This is a genomic window from Sulfitobacter sp. M85 (genome assembly GCF_029285915.1).
Classification (GTDB): domain Bacteria; phylum Pseudomonadota; class Alphaproteobacteria; order Rhodobacterales; family Rhodobacteraceae; genus Sulfitobacter; species Sulfitobacter faviae.
On the sequence record NZ_JABECQ010000006.1, the window covers coordinates 121,614 to 137,365 of the forward strand.

13 protein-coding genes are annotated in these 15,752 nt (G+C 63.3%); 8 read left to right on the plus strand and 5 right to left on the minus strand.

Features of this window, described 5'->3' with window-relative positions; genetic code table 11:
- Positions 1-42: 42 nt before the first annotated feature.
- The 3 genes from HKX24_RS13285 to HKX24_RS13295 are packed head-to-tail and all read right to left on the minus strand — an operon-like array spanning position 43 to position 3,712.
- Positions 43-1,557: an ABC transporter substrate-binding protein gene (locus tag HKX24_RS13285; RefSeq protein ID WP_271693902.1), complete on the minus strand. Its 1,515-nt coding sequence runs from the start codon at positions 1,555-1,557 to the stop codon at positions 43-45.
- A 41-nt stretch (positions 1,558-1,598) separates the two neighbouring features.
- On the minus strand, positions 1,599-2,708 hold the full coding sequence (locus HKX24_RS13290) for a dipeptide ABC transporter ATP-binding protein (RefSeq protein WP_271693901.1): 1,110 nt from the start codon (positions 2,706-2,708) through the stop codon (positions 1,599-1,601).
- Positions 2,705-3,712: an ABC transporter ATP-binding protein gene (locus HKX24_RS13295; protein WP_271693900.1), complete on the minus strand. Its 1,008-nt coding sequence runs from the start codon at positions 3,710-3,712 to the stop codon at positions 2,705-2,707. Before HKX24_RS13295 ends, HKX24_RS13290 begins: the two co-directional genes overlap by 4 nt.
- A gap of 345 nt (positions 3,713-4,057) precedes the next feature.
- Between HKX24_RS13295 and HKX24_RS13300 the strand changes: the two genes are divergently transcribed.
- The 6 genes from HKX24_RS13300 (at position 4,058) to HKX24_RS13325 (ending at position 10,997) form a co-directional block, all read left to right on the plus strand.
- Positions 4,058-4,756, plus strand: coding sequence for a GntR family transcriptional regulator (locus tag HKX24_RS13300; RefSeq protein ID WP_271693898.1), 699 nt, complete (start codon positions 4,058-4,060; stop codon positions 4,754-4,756).
- A gap of 131 nt (positions 4,757-4,887) precedes the next feature.
- The gene (locus HKX24_RS13305) at positions 4,888-5,850 is read left to right on the plus strand and encodes a dihydrodipicolinate synthase family protein (protein ID WP_271693896.1); all 963 of its coding nucleotides are present in this window, start codon (positions 4,888-4,890) and stop codon (positions 5,848-5,850) included.
- A 192-nt stretch (positions 5,851-6,042) separates the two neighbouring features.
- Positions 6,043-6,816, plus strand: coding sequence for a cyclase family protein (locus HKX24_RS13310; RefSeq protein WP_276154049.1), 774 nt, complete (start codon positions 6,043-6,045; stop codon positions 6,814-6,816).
- A gap of 3 nt (positions 6,817-6,819) precedes the next feature.
- Entirely contained in the window at positions 6,820-7,299 is a 480-nt protein-coding gene (locus HKX24_RS13315) for a MarR family transcriptional regulator (RefSeq protein WP_276154048.1), read from the plus strand.
- A gap of 9 nt (positions 7,300-7,308) precedes the next feature.
- Positions 7,309-9,459, plus strand: a complete 2,151-nt coding sequence (locus HKX24_RS13320) for an indolepyruvate ferredoxin oxidoreductase subunit alpha (RefSeq protein ID WP_271693894.1) — start codon at positions 7,309-7,311, stop codon at positions 9,457-9,459.
- Positions 9,456-10,997 carry an indolepyruvate oxidoreductase subunit beta family protein gene (locus tag HKX24_RS13325; RefSeq protein ID WP_271693893.1) on the plus strand — a complete coding sequence of 514 codons (1,542 nt, stop codon included), beginning with the start codon at positions 9,456-9,458 and terminating at the stop codon, positions 10,995-10,997. Before HKX24_RS13320 ends, HKX24_RS13325 begins: the two co-directional genes overlap by 4 nt.
- A 258-nt stretch (positions 10,998-11,255) precedes the next feature.
- On the opposite strand, the gene HKX24_RS13330 is transcribed toward HKX24_RS13325, so the two are convergent.
- Together HKX24_RS13330 and otsB are read right to left on the minus strand one after the other, a co-directional pair.
- The gene (locus tag HKX24_RS13330) at positions 11,256-13,031 is read right to left on the minus strand and encodes a glycoside hydrolase family 15 protein (protein WP_276154047.1); all 1,776 of its coding nucleotides are present in this window, start codon (positions 13,029-13,031) and stop codon (positions 11,256-11,258) included.
- Between the two features lie 45 nt (positions 13,032-13,076).
- Positions 13,077-13,826 (minus strand): trehalose-phosphatase, encoded by a 750-nt coding sequence (otsB, locus tag HKX24_RS13335; RefSeq protein WP_271693890.1) that lies wholly within the window; start codon positions 13,824-13,826, stop codon positions 13,077-13,079.
- 198 nt (positions 13,827-14,024) lie between these two features.
- Between otsB and HKX24_RS13340 the strand changes: the two genes are divergently transcribed.
- Positions 14,025-14,999 (plus strand): DNA topoisomerase IB, encoded by a 975-nt coding sequence (locus HKX24_RS13340; protein WP_271693889.1) that lies wholly within the window; start codon positions 14,025-14,027, stop codon positions 14,997-14,999.
- Positions 15,000-15,092: 93 nt separating this feature from the next.
- Positions 15,093-15,689 carry an exopolysaccharide biosynthesis protein gene (locus HKX24_RS13345; RefSeq protein WP_271690239.1) on the plus strand — a complete coding sequence of 199 codons (597 nt, stop codon included), beginning with the start codon at positions 15,093-15,095 and terminating at the stop codon, positions 15,687-15,689.
- Positions 15,690-15,752: the final 63 nt, after the last annotated feature.

Below are 15,752 nucleotides of genomic sequence, written 5' to 3' on the forward strand. Positions count from 1 at the left end.
GGGCACCGCCGGAACCGGCCCGGCGGTGCGGATGCAGAAGGGTTAGCCTTCTTCTTTTTTCATGCCCGCAAGGCGGATCATGCCGTCAGGATAGGGGGTGAAACCGGTGATGTCGGAATCCAGCGCCCAGATCCATGTCTGGTGGTAGAGGTACACGATCGGCATCTCTTCGTTCAGGATGGCGCGGGCGGCGGTATAGCTCTCGCGGCGCACGTCTTGGTCGTTGGACTTGCGCGCCTTGTCGAGCAGTTCATCCACTTCGGGGTTGGAGTATTTGGAATCGTTGATCCCGCCCTCGGTGGTCATGAACTGGTGGATGTTGCCATCGGGGTCCACACGGCCCGACCAGCCGATCTGGCTCGCCTGATAGTCACCCGCCGATTGATCGGCCAGCAGCGTCGCGAATTCCTTGGAGGTGATCGAGATGTTGATCCCCGCCTCGGCAGCCATGGACTGCACGACCTGCATCAGCTGCAGCGGGATCGTGGTGTTGGGCACCTGCACCTCAAGGTCGATGCCATCGGCGAAACCGGCTTCGGCCAGCAGTTCCTTGGCCTTTTCCACGTCACGTTCAGGCACGGGATAATCGGTGCTGTACCAAGGGGAGTTTGGCGGGAAGGGCTGGTTGCCCGCGGCGAAGGCACCGTTGAAGACGACCTGATTGATCGCCTCGCGGTCGATCGCATAGCTCAGCGCCTGACGCAGACGTTTGTCGTTGCCCCAAGGGTTGTCGCCCTTTTCGCCATTGGCCACGTTGATCGTGATGCCCTGATAGCCGAGCGACACGGCGCTTTCGACATTGATGCTGTCGTCACCTTCGGCCTGCGCGAGGTCGGTCGCGGCCAGACGCTCCAGCATGTCGATGTCACCCGATTGCAGGTTCGCCAGACGCACGGTGGTGTCGGGGATCGGCAGATAGGTGACGGTGTCGAAGTGGTATTCCTCGGCATCGTAATAGTCGGCGAATTTCTCAAGCACGATGCGGTCTTGGGCCACACGCTCTTTGAACTGGTAGGGGCCAGAGCAAACCGGGTTCAGGCCAAAGTCATCGCCCGCCGCCTCGGCAGCGGTGGGGGAGACCATCATGCCTGCGCGGTCGGCGAATTGAGCCATCAGCGTGGCATCGGCATCGGCCAGATCAAAGCGGATCTCATGGCTGCCCAGCACTTCGACGCCGGTGATGGAGGAAAGCTCGGACTTGCGGCGCGAAGTCTCCATGTTCTGGCTGCGGTCGATGTTGGCGGCCACGGCCTCGGCATCAAAGGGGGTGCCGTCATGGAAGACCGCATCGTCGCGCAGTTTCATGGTCAGCTGTTTGCCGTCTTCGGAAAAGGACCATTCGGTCGCCAGCTGCGGGATGATTTCGAGGTCGGGTGTGATGTCCACCAGCTTGTCGCAGAGCGACGCGTAGACGATGCGACCCACGAAGGTGCGCGACTGGTCGGGGTCCAGCACATCGGCATCGGATTGCAGCGCGATGCGCAGATCAGCCGCCTGCGCGCCGAGGGTCGTGGCCCCCAGCAATGCAGCGGCAAGTGTCATTTTGGTCAGTGTCATGTCGAACTCTCCTGTCGTTTCAATGAGTCTGGTTCAGCCTGTTATTCTTGGTTTTGGCGGGGGCGGAGCGTGGTCCGGTCCCGCATGGCGTCTTGGTAAAGCGCAAAGCGCGCGGCGGCCCCGGGGGCGCGTTCGGGCGCATCGGGAAGGCCGAGGTCCGGCGTGGCGGCGGCGATCTCTTCGAAGTAATGGCAGGCGGCGACATGGCCCTTGCCCGCGCGGGTCTCGCGCAAAGAGGGCGGCTCGCTCGCGCAGCGTTCTTTGGCAAAGGGGCAGCGGGTGTGGAAACGGCAGCCTGCGGGTGGGTTCGCCGGGCTGGGCATCTCGCCCTCAAGTGCGGTCTGCGGCGTGCGCGCGCCATGGGCCGCCACCGGAATGGCCGACAAGAGCGCGCGGGTATAGGGGTGGCGCGGGTGGTTATAGACCGTGTCGACATCGCCCTGTTCGACAATTTGCCCCAGATACATCACCGCCACGCGGTCGCTCATATGGCGGATCACGGCGAGGTCATGGGCGATGATAACCAAGGTGAGCCCCAATTCGTCCCGTAGATCGCCAAGCAGGTTGATCACCTGCGCCTGCACCGAAACGTCGAGGGCCGAGACCGGCTCATCCCCGATCACCAGTTTCGGGGCCGAGGCCAGCGCCCGCGCGATCCCGATCCGCTGACGCTGACCGCCCGAGAATTCATGCGGGTAGCGTTCGGCATGTTCGGGGCGCAGCCCGACCTTGGCCAGTAGTTCGGCCACTTTGCCGCGCCGCTCGGTGGCGGACATCTGGGGGAAATGGGTCTCAAGCGGCTCACCGACCAGCTTGCCGACGCTCATGCGCGGGTTGAGCGATGAAAAGGGGTCTTGAAAGATGAATTGCATGTCCCGGCGCAGGGCGGTCAGATCGCGCCCCGAAAGGCTGCGCACATCCGCACCGTCGAACTGCACATCGCCCTCGGTCGGCGTCAGCAAGCGCATCAACAGCCGCGCAAGGGTGGATTTGCCGCAACCGGATTCGCCGACGATGGCAAAAGTCTCGCCCCGGCGCACGTCAAAGGAAACGTCATCGACCGCCTTGACCGTAGCCCCTTTGGCCAATCCGCCGCCCGAGGTTTTGAAATGTTTCTTCAGCCCGCGCGCTGTCAGGATCGTGTCACTCATGCGCTCTGCTCCAGATGTGTCTCCAGCGGGGCGAAATGGCAGGCCACGGCATGGCCCCCCTCCAGCGGCGCAAGCGGCGGCTCTTGTGCGCAGATGGGCTGGGCGAAGGGGCAGCGCGTGGCAAAACGGCAGCCTTGGGGCATGTTCTGCGTTGTCGGCACCATGCCCGGCACGGTCGCCAAGCGTCCGCGGGGACCGCTAAGCTGCGGGATCGAGGACATGAGGCCGATCGTGTAGGGATGCTGTGGGTCGTTAAAGATGCGTTCCGCAGGGCCGGTTTCGACGATCGTGCCCGCGTACATGACGGCCACGGTATCCGCGATTTCGGCCACCACGCCAAGGTCATGGGTGATCATGATCGTGCCCATATCGGTCTCGGCCTGAAGGTCGCGGATCAGCTCAAGGATCTGCGCCTGAATGGTCACGTCGAGGGCGGTCGTCGGCTCATCCGCGATCAAGAGCGCGGGGTCGTTGACTAAGGCCATGGCGATCATCACCCGCTGGCGCATGCCGCCGGAGAGTTGATGCGGGTAGTCGCGCATCCGCTTCTCCGCCGCTGGAATGCCGACCCGCTTGAGGATCGCCAGCGCCTTGTCCTCGGCCTCGGATTTGCTGGCATCGCTATGCGCGCGCACGGCTTCGGTGATCTGCTCGCCAATGCGGAAGGCGGGGTTGAGCGAGGTCATCGGCTCTTGGAAGATCATCGTCATCCGACTGCCGCGCAGTTTACGCATGGCGGTATGGTCGGCAAGGTCGAGCTTCTGACCTTCGAAAACCATCTCGCCCGAGCGGATTGTCGCCGCACCGGCCGGCAGCAGCCCCATCATCGCCAGCGAGGTCACGCTTTTCCCGCAACCGCTTTCCCCGACGACGCAGAGCGTCTTGCCCGGGTGGACCGTAAAATTCACATGGTTGATCTGGTCGCTCGGCGCGCCGCGAAAGCGCAGGCTGAAGTCGCGCACTTCGAGCAAAACCTTGTCGGGACCGGTGTCGGGGCTGGGCAATGGACCGCTTTCTTGAACCAATATCAGATTGGTCGAGTATGCGGTTGCAACTTTCGCGCTGTCAATCCGGCGATTGCAGTTTTTGGAAAAGCCTTTTTGGGTCAGTCTTTTGGCGGGAATTGTGCTTGATACATCGGCAGTGATGCCTTTTTTTTGGGCGATTTGTGGCGGCGGTTGGGTGGGCGATTGGCGCGGGGTGGCGTTTGGGGAGAGTGCGGAAGGTATTTGAGAAAGGATGAAATGAAGGGAATGGCGAGCTTTGGGGGCGATAGCGCTATTGTAGGGCGGGGGATTTGTTGCTTTATCGAGGGGGAGCCATGAACATCGAAAGGGCGGCATCCCCGCATGAGTAGCAAACCTAAAACGGCGGAACGCAAGCGCGGGTCCGGGGCGCAATTTGTCTATTCCATCCTGCGTGATGAGATACTCGATCTGACCCTCTTGCCGGGTAGTCCGATCGACGAGATTCGCCTTTCCGAGCGGCTGTCGATGTCGCGCACGCCGATCCGCGAGGCTTTGGTGCGGTTGGCGAGTGAGGGGTTGGTGACCACGCTGCCCAACCGTTCGACGGTCGTGTCGAATATCGACTTCATGAACCTGCACACCTTCTTTGACGCGATGACCTTGATGTACCGTGTCACCACGCGTCTTGCGGCGCAGTTTCATACGCCGGCGGATATGGCCAATATTCGCGCGCGGCAGGTGGAGTTCGCCAAGGCCGTGTCGGCGCAGGACGCGCTGTCGATGATCGCGACGAACCGGGAGTTCCATGCCGAGATCGCCCGGGCGGGGCGCAACCCCTATTACGAATCGCTTTGTCTGCGGCTGTTGGATGAGGGGCGCCGGTTGCTGCGGATGTATTACCAGTCCTTCGACGATCAGCTTCCCAGTGAGTATGTGCAGGAACATGAGGACTTGATCGCGGCGATTGAGGCGCGGGATATTGGTCGTGCGGATTCTTTGGCCGCAACCCATGCAGATCAGATCGTGGGGCAGATTCAGGCGCTGATTTCGCGGGATCGGCGGCAGCATATCGACCTTTAATTATAGGAAAACGCACCTTTAACGGCCCGTCATAGGAGATGTGCAGATTTTATGTCGACAAATAAAATACAATAGCTAAGATGCAGCCAAGCCCGGCGGTATCGCGGCCGGTTTCTATGATGGAGAGATATATGACCCCTTCGATTTTTTCCGGCTGCATCCCGGCCCTGATGACCCCCTGCACCGAAGACCGGAAACCTGACTTCGACGCTTTGGTGCGTATGGGCAAAAAGCTGATCGCCGATGGGATGAGCGCGGTGGTTTACTGTGGGTCCATGGGTGATTGGCCGCTGCTGACCGATGCAGAGCGGATGGAAGGTGTCGAACGTCTGGTCGAAGCGGGCGTGCCGGTGGTTGTGGGCACGGGGGCCGTGAATACGAAGCTGGCCGCCGAACATGCGGCCCATGCGCAGAAGGTCGGCGCCAAGGGACTGATGTTGATCCCCCGCATCCTGTCGCGCGGCACGTCGGTTGCCGCGCAGAAAGATCACTTCAAAAAGGTTCTCTCGGCGGCGCCTGAGCTTCCTGCCGTGATCTACAACAGCCCTTATTACGGTTTCGCCACTCGGGCCGATCTGTTCTTTGCGCTGCGGGCCGAGCATTCCAACCTTGTCGGCTTCAAGGAGTTCGGCGGCGCGGAGGATCTGCGCTATGCGGCGGAGAATATCACCAGCCGGGATGATGAGGTCACGCTGATGATCGGTGTGGATACCACCGTCTTCCACGGTTTTGTCAATTGCGGCGCCACCGGCGCGATCACCGGGATCGGCAATGTGCTGCCGCGCGAAGTGTTGCATCTGGTCGCCCTCAGCCAAGCTGCGGCAGCGGGCGATGCCGAAGCGCGCCAGCGCGCGCAGGAGCTTGATGCGGCGCTTGGTGTTCTGTCCTCCTTCGACGAGGGGCCGGACCTCGTGCTTTATTATAAGCATCTGATGGTGCTCGAAGGCCATGCGGAATATGCGTTGCATTTTAATGAGGCCGACGCGCTGACCGACAGCCAGCGCGGCTATGCCGAGGCGCAGTATAAGCTTTTCCGCACATGGTATGCCGATTGGAGCCAGCAGGGCGGGGCGGTCGCCAAATACGCCGCTTGATCTCCTTAGCCCCCTCTCCCCGGCTGGGCAGGCCCGTCGCATTTGCGGCGGGCCTTTTGCGTTCCTGGCAAGCCTTTCGAAGAAGATAATTGCAAACGCATATAAATGTGACTAACATCTTTGCAGGGACAACGCATCGGGAGTGGGTGCGCCATTTGAGGGAGATTAATTGAAATGAGTGCTACGGATTTAATGCGTGATTTCGGCGCGATGCTGGCTTCGGGCGGGGTTGAGGTCGTCGATTGCTCGGGCGTTTTGGGGCCGGATACGCCGATCCTGCAGCTGCCTGCTGATTTCGCCAAGCCGACGCCGAAGGTCGAGATTCACAAGATCAGCGAATATGACGAGGACGGCCCCTTCTTTGCCTGGAACTGGATGGTGCTGGGCGAGCATTCGGGCACGCATTTCGACGCGCCGCATCATTGGATCACCGGTAAGGATTACGACGACGGCTTCACTGATACGCTCGACGTGCAGCGTCTGGTCGCCCCGGTCAACGTGATCGATTGTTCGCAGCAGGCGCAGGAAGACCCGGATTTCCTGCTCGATGCCAAGGGCATCAAGGAATGGGAAGCCGAGTATGGCGAGATCGGCGAAGGTGAATGGGTTGTCATGCGCACCGATTGGGACGCGCGCGTCGATGACGAGGCGCGGTTTCTTAACGCCGATGAGACCGGGCCGCACAGCCCCGGACCGACCCCGGATGCGATCCAGTACCTGATGGAGAAGAAGATCGTCGGCTGGGGCACGCAGTGCATCGGCACCGATGCGGGGCAAGCGGGCGGGATGGAGCCGCCCTATCCGGCGCATAACCTGCTGCATAAGAATAACTGTTTTGGTCTGGCGTCACTGGCCAACCTCGACAAACTGCCGCCGAAGGGGGCGATTCTGATCGCCGCGCCGTTGAAGATCAAGAACGGCACCGGTAGCCCCATTCGGGCGCTGGCACTGGTGCCGAAGGGCTGATCGGTGACAGATACACCACCTTCCGAGGCCGAGAACGCGCCGCTGGATCGGATGGGGCTCGATAATTTCGCGCCCTATCTGATGAACCGGATCATGGGGCGGTACAATGCCGCCCTGTCGGCGGAGATGGCGGCACTTGGCCTGACCACGCCGCAGATGCGCTCGCTCGCGGTGCTGTCGGTGACCGATGGCATCCTGATCCGCGAGTTGGCGGTTTACGCGGTGGTGCAGCAATCGACGCTGAGCCGCGCGCTCGACGCATTGGTGCGCGACGGTCTGGTCCGGCGCGAGACCGATGCCAACGACAGCCGCGCCACGCGGGTCTACTTGACCGATCAGGGGCGCGAGGCCTATGGGCGCCTCTGGCCGCATATGGCGCAGGCCTATGAGGCGATGTTCAAGGGCATAGGCCCCGAGGAGAAGGCGGCCTTCGTGGCCACCTTGCAGACCATGCTGCGCAACATCCGAAAACACGATTTCTGAGAGGGTCCGATGGCCGAACGTTCGTTCAAGGCAGAGGTGGAACATCTGCGCAAGGGAGATGGCGACGTCTTCACCGGCGAGGGCATCCTTGCGATCACCAAGGCGCTTTTGGAGAACGGCGTGGGCTATGTCGGCGGCTATCAGGGTGCGCCGATCAGCCACCTGATGGACGTGCTGGCCGACGCCGAGGAACTGATGGGCGAGCTTGGCGTGCGCTTCGAGGCCAATGCAAGCGAGGCCGCGGCGGCGGCGATGCTGGCGGCCTCGGTCCACTACCCGATCCGCGGCGCGGTGACCTTCAAGGGGCCGGTGGGGGTCAACGTGGCCTCAGACGCGCTGGCGAACCTCAGTTCTTCGGGCGTCACCGGCGGCGCGCTGGTGATCGTGGGCGAGGACTATGGCGAGGGCTCCTCGATCATGCAGGAGCGCAGCCACGGCTTTGCCATGAAATCTCAGTTCTGGATGCTGGACCCGCGCCCGAACCTGCCCTCGATCACCAAGGCGGTGAAGGACGGGTTCGAGCTGTCCGAGGCCAGCAACACGCCGGTGATGCTGATGGTGCGCATCCGATCTTGCCATGTCACGGGCAGTTTCGAGACGAAAGACAACCAACGCCCGCCGCTCACTGTGGCCGAGGCCGCGGCCAACCCGCAGTCGGACTTCAACCGCGTTGTGCTGCCGCCGATGTCCTATCTGCACGAGAAGGACAAGATCGAGAACCGCTGGCCGGCGGCCGAGACATTCATCCGCGATAACAAGCTCAACGAATTCTTCGGCCCCGAGAAGGCGCCCCTGGGCATCGTGGTGCAGGGCGGCATGTATAATTCTGTCATCCGGGCATTGCAGCGGCTGGGGCTCGCGGACATCCACGGCCAGACCGAGGTGCCGCTTTATGTGCTCAACGTGACTTACCCGCTGCTCAAAGACGAGTTCGATGAATTTTGCGCGGGCAAAGAGCATGTGCTGGTGGTTGAGGAAGGCCAGCCGGATCATATCGAACAACAGCTTGGCTCCTACCTCTACAAGCTCGAACGGAAGGTGAAGTTGCACGGCAAGGACGTGCTGCCGATGGCCGGGGAATACACCGGGCAGGTGCTGCTCGACGGGGTAACGGCCTTTCTCAAGATCGCCGCGCCCGAGATGCTGCCCGGTGCGGTGCGTGCCCCCAATGCCGAAGCGCCTGCAATCCCGGACCTGTCGCAGACCGTGCCGATCCGCCCGCCCGGCTTCTGCACCGGCTGCCCGGAACGCCCGATTTTCGCGGCGATGAAACTGACCGAGCAGGAGTTGGGCAAGCACCAGATCACCGGCGACATCGGCTGCCATCTCTTCGGCTGCCTGCCGCCCTTCGAGATCGGCGGCTCGACCATGGGCTATGGCCTCGGCCCCGCCTCCAACGCGGCCTTTGACGGCGGCGGCGACAAGCGGGTGATCTCGATTCTGGGCGACGGGGGCTTCTGGCACAATGGTCTGTCGACCTCGATCGGCAACATGGTGTTCAACAAGTCCGACAGCGTCGCGGTGATCGTCGACAACTACTATTCCGCCGCCACCGGCGGGCAGGACGTGATGTCCTCGCGCGCGCATAACGACACGAAAAGCACGAACAACCCGATTTCCAAGGCGCTCAAGGGCGTCGGCGTGGAATGGGTGCGCCAGATCGACCGGACCTATGACGTGGGCAAGCTGCGCGAGGTTCTGCGCGAGGCGCTGACCACCGATTACAAGGGGCCGAAGGTCATCGTGGCCTCCTCGGAATGCATGCTCAACAAGCAGCGCCGCGAGAAGCCGAAACGCAATCAGGCGATTAGGGACGGCCGCCGCATGGAGGTGCCGCGCTTTGGCGTCGATGCGGATGTCTGCACCGGCGATCACGCCTGTATCCGCCTCTCGGGCTGTCCCTCGCTGTCGCTGAAGCGGCTCGACGATCCGCTGCGCGACGACCCGGTGGCGCATATCGACCAGACCTGCGTCGGCTGCGGCAACTGCGGCGAAGTGGCGGATACCGCCGTCCTCTGCCCGTCCTTCTATCAGGCCGACGTGGTGCACAACCCGACGAAGTTCGAGCGTTGGCGGGCTGAGAAGACCGGCCAAATCATTCGCTGGTTGCAAGACCGACGCGATGCGAAACGACTGCGCAACGAAGGAGTGGCCACATGAACATGGTGCTGCCGCAAAAGACCCCCGACGCGCGGGTTGAGAAGATCATCAACCTTGCCGTCATGGCCGTGGGCGGGCAGGGGGGCGGCGTGCTCACCGGCTGGATCGAGGCGATGGCCCGGGCCGAGGGCTATGTCTGTCAGGCGACCTCGGTCGCCGGCGTGGCGCAGCGCACCGGGGCCACCATCTACTACGTCGAAATGGCCCCCAAGAGCGCGCTCGACCCCGTCTTCGCGCTGGCCCCGGCGGCGGGCGACGTGGACGTGCTGATCGCCGCCGAGATGATGGAAGTGGGCCGCGCCGTGATGCGCGGTTTCGTGACGCCGGACCGGACGACGCTGATCGGCTCGACCCACCGCGCGCTGGCGGTGAGCGAGAAGATGGCGCCGGGCGACGGCATTGCCGATGCCGATGAGGTCCGCGCGGCGGCCGAGATCGCGGCGCAGAAACTGGTGCTCGAAGATATGGAAGGGCTGGCCGTCGGCGCAGGTTCGGTCATCTCGGCCTCGCTCTTCGGCGCGCTTGCAGGCTCCGGCGCGCTGCCGTTTCCACGTGAGGCCTATGAGAATGCGATCCGTGCCGGCGGCAAGGGGGTCGAACCCTCGCTGCGCGCCTTCGCCGTGGGATTCGATGCGGCACAGGGCAAGCTGCCCGAAACACCGCAGACCCCCGAGGAAGAGATCAAACCGTTCAGCCTTGTCGGGCCGGAGAAGTTGCAGGCCGAATGGGCCGCGCTGGTGGACCGGGCCGACCGCCTGCCCGAGCCGGTGCGTGACCTCGCGCTTGCCGGGCTCGCCAAGGTGGTGAACTTTCAGGACTGCGCCTATGGCGCGCTCTATCTCGACCGACTCGATACCGTGCTGGCCCGCGATGACGCCGCGCGGGACTGGGCGCTCTCAACGGCGGCGGCGAAATACATCACCAATGCCATGGCCTATGACGACATCATCCGCGTGGCGGACCTCAAGACCCGCGCCCCGCGTCTGTCGCACATTCGCCAAGAGATGCGCGCGGGCGAGGAGAACCTGCTGCAACTGACCGAGTACTTCCACCCCCGCGCCGAGGAGATCGCGGGGCTCATGCCCGCGCGGCTCGGCGCCAAGGTCGAGGCGAGCGAGACGTGGATGTCCCGGCTGAACCGCTGGTTCGACAAGGGCCGCCGGTTGCGCACCGACCGGCTGCCCGCCTTCCTGATGCTGCATTTCCTCGGCGGCCTGAAGGGCTACCGGCTGCGCACCCATCGCCATGCCCTTGAGGTCGCGCATCTGGAGGACTGGCTGCGCCGCTGCCTTGCGGAGGTGGAGAGTGACTACGCCCTCGCCGTGGAACTGGTGAAATGCCGCCGCCTGATCAAGGGCTACTCCGACACCCATGCGCGGGGTCTGAGCAAATTCGACCGGGTGATGGACGCCGCCGATCTGCTGCGCGGGCGCGACGATGCGGCGGAGTGGATCGCGCGGCTGCGCGAGGCGGCGTTGCAGGACGCGGAAGGCAAGGCGCTTGACGGGGCCATCGCCACGGTGCGCTCCTTCGTGTGAGGTGCCCGTTTTCTGAGCGGGCGCGGGGCGGATCACGCACAGAGCGGCCCCCCGGCGCCTGCATCGCAGTTGACCACGGGTTCGCGTCGCGCCTAGTCGTCGCCAATCACCTGATCATCGAACTGGCCTTCTACACCGCATTGGCCTTCGGCATGAGCCGCCCTGCCGTCAGCCAAGGCTACCTGCGCGCGAAGGTCTATTTCGACCGCACCGCCTCGGTCGTGCTGGGCTTTTGGGGCTGCGGCTGCTGCTTGCGCGTTAAAGCTCGGCCTCCCACCGGCGCGACAGGCGCATGGCGCCGTTGATGATGCCGACCATGGAGTAGGTCTGGGGGAAGTTGCCCCAGCCCTCACCAGTGGCAAAAGCGGTGTCTTCGGACATCAGGCCAAGGTGGTTGCGCGCCTCCAGCAACTCTTCGAACAGTTTGCGTGCTTCCTCTTCGCGGCCAATCCGCGCCAGCGCGTCGATGCGCCAGAAGGCGCAGACGTTAAAGCCCACCTCCGGCACGCCGAAATCGTCGGCTTCTTCGTAACGCAGCATGAAGGGGCCGCGGCCCAGCACTTCGGATAGACGTTCGACCGTGGCGATGAATCGCGGGTCTTTCGGCGGCAGAAAGCCGACCTCGCCCATGAGCAAAACGCTCGCGTCGAGGGTGCTGCCGCCGAAGCTTTCGACAAAGGCGCCGCGTTCCTCGGACCATGCGTTGTCGAGGATCATATCGCGGATCACCTCGGCCCGATCGGCCCAGAGGGTGGCGCGGTCACCCAATTCCAGATGCCGCGCGATCTTGGCCAGCCGGTCGCAGGCGGCCCAGCACATCAACGACGAGGAGGTGTGAATCCGCGCGCGGCTGCGCAATTCCCAAATGCCCGCATCGGGCTGGTCGTGCAGCTCCCACGCCTGTTCGCCGAGCGGCTCCAACTGCTCATAGGCGGTGCGCCCTGTGTTCATCGGCAGCCGGTGATCGAAGAACGCCGGGGCGGCACCGAGGATGATATTGCCATAGGTGTCATGCTGGAAATGCTCATGCGCCTGATTGCCGATCCGTACCGGCCCCATCCCACGGAAGCCTTGCAAGCTGGGTGAGATACGTTCGGTCAGCGCCGTCTCAAGCCCCAGCCCCAGCACCGGCTGGATATGCCCGCCCTCGGCATCGGCCACGGCGTTCATCAGCCATTGGAAATAATGCTCCAACGTGCGGGTCGCGGCGAGGCTGTTGAGCGCGCGCACGGTGAAGAAGGCATCGCGCACCCAGCAATAGCGGTAATCCCAGTTGCGCCCCGAATCCGGCGCCTCGGGCAGGGAGGTGGTGATCGCGGCGATCACCCCGCCCGTGGCCTCGTAGCTGCACAGTTTCAACGTGATCGCGGCGCGGATGACGGCCTCCTGCCACTCGAAAGGGATCGCCAAACGCTGCGTCCAGCGCTGCCAATAGCGGGTCGTCTTGGTGCGGAAGGTGGTGCCGATCTGCTCAGGGCTGTCCGACAGGGTCTCATCGGGGCCGAGGATGAAGGTCATCTCACCTTCGAGGTTGATCATCCGCCCGTCGAGCACATGATCAATCGGCGCGTCAGTGGTCAGGCGCATGTTCTGCTCAGGCCCGACGAAACGCACATGGTTGGAGCCACGGGTGAGGGTCGGGGCCACTTCCCCCCATTGAAAGCGCGGCTTCAGCCGCATCCGCACACGGGGAGAGCCTTCGATACGCCGCACCTGCCGCACCAGCATCTGCGGGCGAAAGCTGCGGCCATAGGCGGTGAAACGGGGGCAGAAGTCGACAATCTCGACCGCGCCTTTCGGGCTGCGCAACACGGTGCGCAGGATCGCGGTATTGGGCAGGTAGCTCTGCTCGCTCTCGGTCATGTCTTCGAGTTCGACGGCAAATTCCCCGTCGCCCTCTTCGCCCGCGCCATGGCCCATCAGGCTGTGAAAGACCGGATCGCCGTCAAAACGCGGCAGGCAGAACCAGTTGATCCCCCCTTCGCGGCTGACCAGCGCCGCAACCGCGCAATTCCCGATGACACCCAGATCCATAAGTCCCTCTTTTCTATTCATGATGCGACTGCCGGGCGGGCCGGATCAGCGCAAAATCTCTTCCAGCCAATCGGCAAAACCGGCCACGTCTTCGATGCGATGTTGGGCCTCGGTCGGCCCTTGGCCGATCTTGATGCCAAAGCCGCCCATGGCCTGCGCTGCGCGAAAGCCGTCTTCATCCGTCACGTCATCGCCGACCATCACGGGCAGACGGTCTGCAAAGGCGGGGGAGGCCATGAACCGCGCCACCGCGCCGCCCTTGTCGACACCTTTCAAGGCGACCTCGCTGACCATCTTGCCATGCAGACCGCGCAGGCTGGAGTCTTCGCCGACCAGCGTATCGACGAAGCCGCGACAGGCGTCTTCTTGATCCGGGGCCTTGCGGTAATGCAGCGCGATCGCGCCGGGCTTGCGCTCGGATGTTACCCCATGCAGCACGGCGAATTCCTCGACCCGGTCGATGACCGGGGTGGGGATGCCCGCGCTCTGCTCCGGCGCGTGATCCTCCGCGGTGCTAAGCCGCAGCTCCAGCCCATGCGATCCTGAGACCGGCAGGCGCAGCGCACCCAAGATACGGTCCACATCCGCCATGGCCCGGCCAGAGATCACCGCCACCGCCCCATCGGTCTTTGCGACGAGACGGGTCAGAAGATGGCGCGTCGCCTCCGGCAGACAGGCGTCTTCGGGGTTGTCGACAATGGGGGCGAGCGTGCCATCGAGATCGAGGAAGAACGCATGGCGCTCGACCGGGATCACGGGCGGCAGGTTGCGGGGCGACAGGGTGGTGCTATCCATAGGGTCCGGTCTATCCGTTTCGTTGCACGGGCGTTCCCCCAGAAACCTATGCGCCAGCGCAGCGAAATCAACGGATTTATGCTGCAACTGCGCAGAGATGCGCGATGTGCGCCGCGGGAACCCAGCCGATGTGCCCGCGTTGATCAAAACGGGGGCTGGCGCCAGACGCCACCCCGCCTATCGCAATCGGAAGCCCAGATGACCGCACCGTCGACGCTCAGGTACTACCCCGACAGCAAGCCCGGCATCGCTCGGCGGCGCTGCGGGCGGGGGTTTTCCTATCACGCGCCCGATGGCCGCTGCATCAAGGACAAGGCCGAGCGGGCGCGGCTGGTGAAACTGGCGGTGCCCCCGGCCTATGAGCGGGTCTGGATCAGCCCCTATGACAACGGTCACCTTCAGGCGACGGGGTTCGATGCACGGGGGCGCAAGCAATACCGTTACCATCCGCTCTGGTCCGAGGCGCAGGCGCAGGAGAAATACGCAAGCCTGCCCGAGTTTGCCGAGACCCTGCCGCGCATCCGCCGCCGCGTGCGCCGTGATCTCAAGGAGGAGTTGGGCGAACGTGATTTTGCGCTGGCCGCCGCCGTGGCGATGATCGACCGGCTGTCGCTGCGCGTCGGCAATCAGGTCTATGCCGAAACCAACCGCACCTATGGCACGCTGACCCTGAAACGGCGGCATCTGGTCCTGCGCGACGGCAAGTTGCAGGCGTCCTTCATGGCGAAGGGCGGCAAACGGGTTCGCCGCCAGATTGCCAACCGCACCCTAATGCGCGCGCTTGAGAAAATTCGCGACCTGCCCGGCGCGGACCTGCTGACATGGCTCGACGAAGAGGGGCAGCCGCGCAGTCTGACCTCAACCGCGCTGAACGATTACATCGCCGAGGCCGCTGGCACCGAAGGCTTCTCGGCCAAGACCTTTCGCACTTGGGCCGGGTCCGTCGCCGCCTTCGACGTTGCGCTGAAAGAGGACAAGCCCAGCATCAAAGCCATGGCCGAAGCCGCCGCCGAACGGTTGCACAATACGCCCACCATCGCGCGCAACAGCTATATCCATCCGGAGGTGATCGAACTTTGCCAGACCCCGCAAGACTTGCCGGACCCGCCCGATATCGACGATATGACCCAAGCCGAACGGGGGCTGCTGGCCTTTCTGCGCGCGAAGACGTGAACTTGAACTGACAATTCGGGCGAACTTTCACCGCGCTCACGCATTGTTAACAGGAGTAGCGCTATCGCCCGACGTTAGAAGGACTAGAATTTCATGAGCGACACAGGTCGGCCAACCCTCAGCGGCGTCCTAGATGAGATGGAACATCTTTCCGGCGGCGCGGATCGGCAAATCACCGTGGAAGAGATCATCGATTGTCTGGGCAAACATTCCTTTGCCTCGACTATTCTTGCCTTCAGCCTGATCTCAACCTCGCCCGCCAGCGGCATTCCGGGGATCACGGCTTTCATCGGTTTGGTGGTGCTGTTTCTGGTGGTGCAGATGATCTTTGGCCGCGACAGCCTCTGGCTGCCCGGTTTCGTCATGCGACGTGACATCGCGGCGAAGAAACTCCGCGAGGGGGTGCGGTGGCTGCGCCGCCCGGTGGATTTCGTGGACCGCTATCTGCACGAGCGCTCGACCTTCATCCTGCACCGCCCGTGGATTTACCTGCCCCTGTTCATGGTGATGGCCCTGTCGATGTTTATGCCCTTCATGGAGGTCGTGCCCACCTCCGGCTCCATCGCGTCGGCGATGATCGCCGTCTTCGCGGCGGGCTATCTGATGCGCGACGGGCGGGTGGTGATCCTGTCGATGATCCTGATGTCGCTGCTGCCTGTGGGGGTCGCGTGGTTCTTTCTTGGGCGCTGAGAAAATAATTCCGGCCCTCTGCTATGCTGCACCTGCAAAAGATTTGACCAAAGCTGCTCAAGC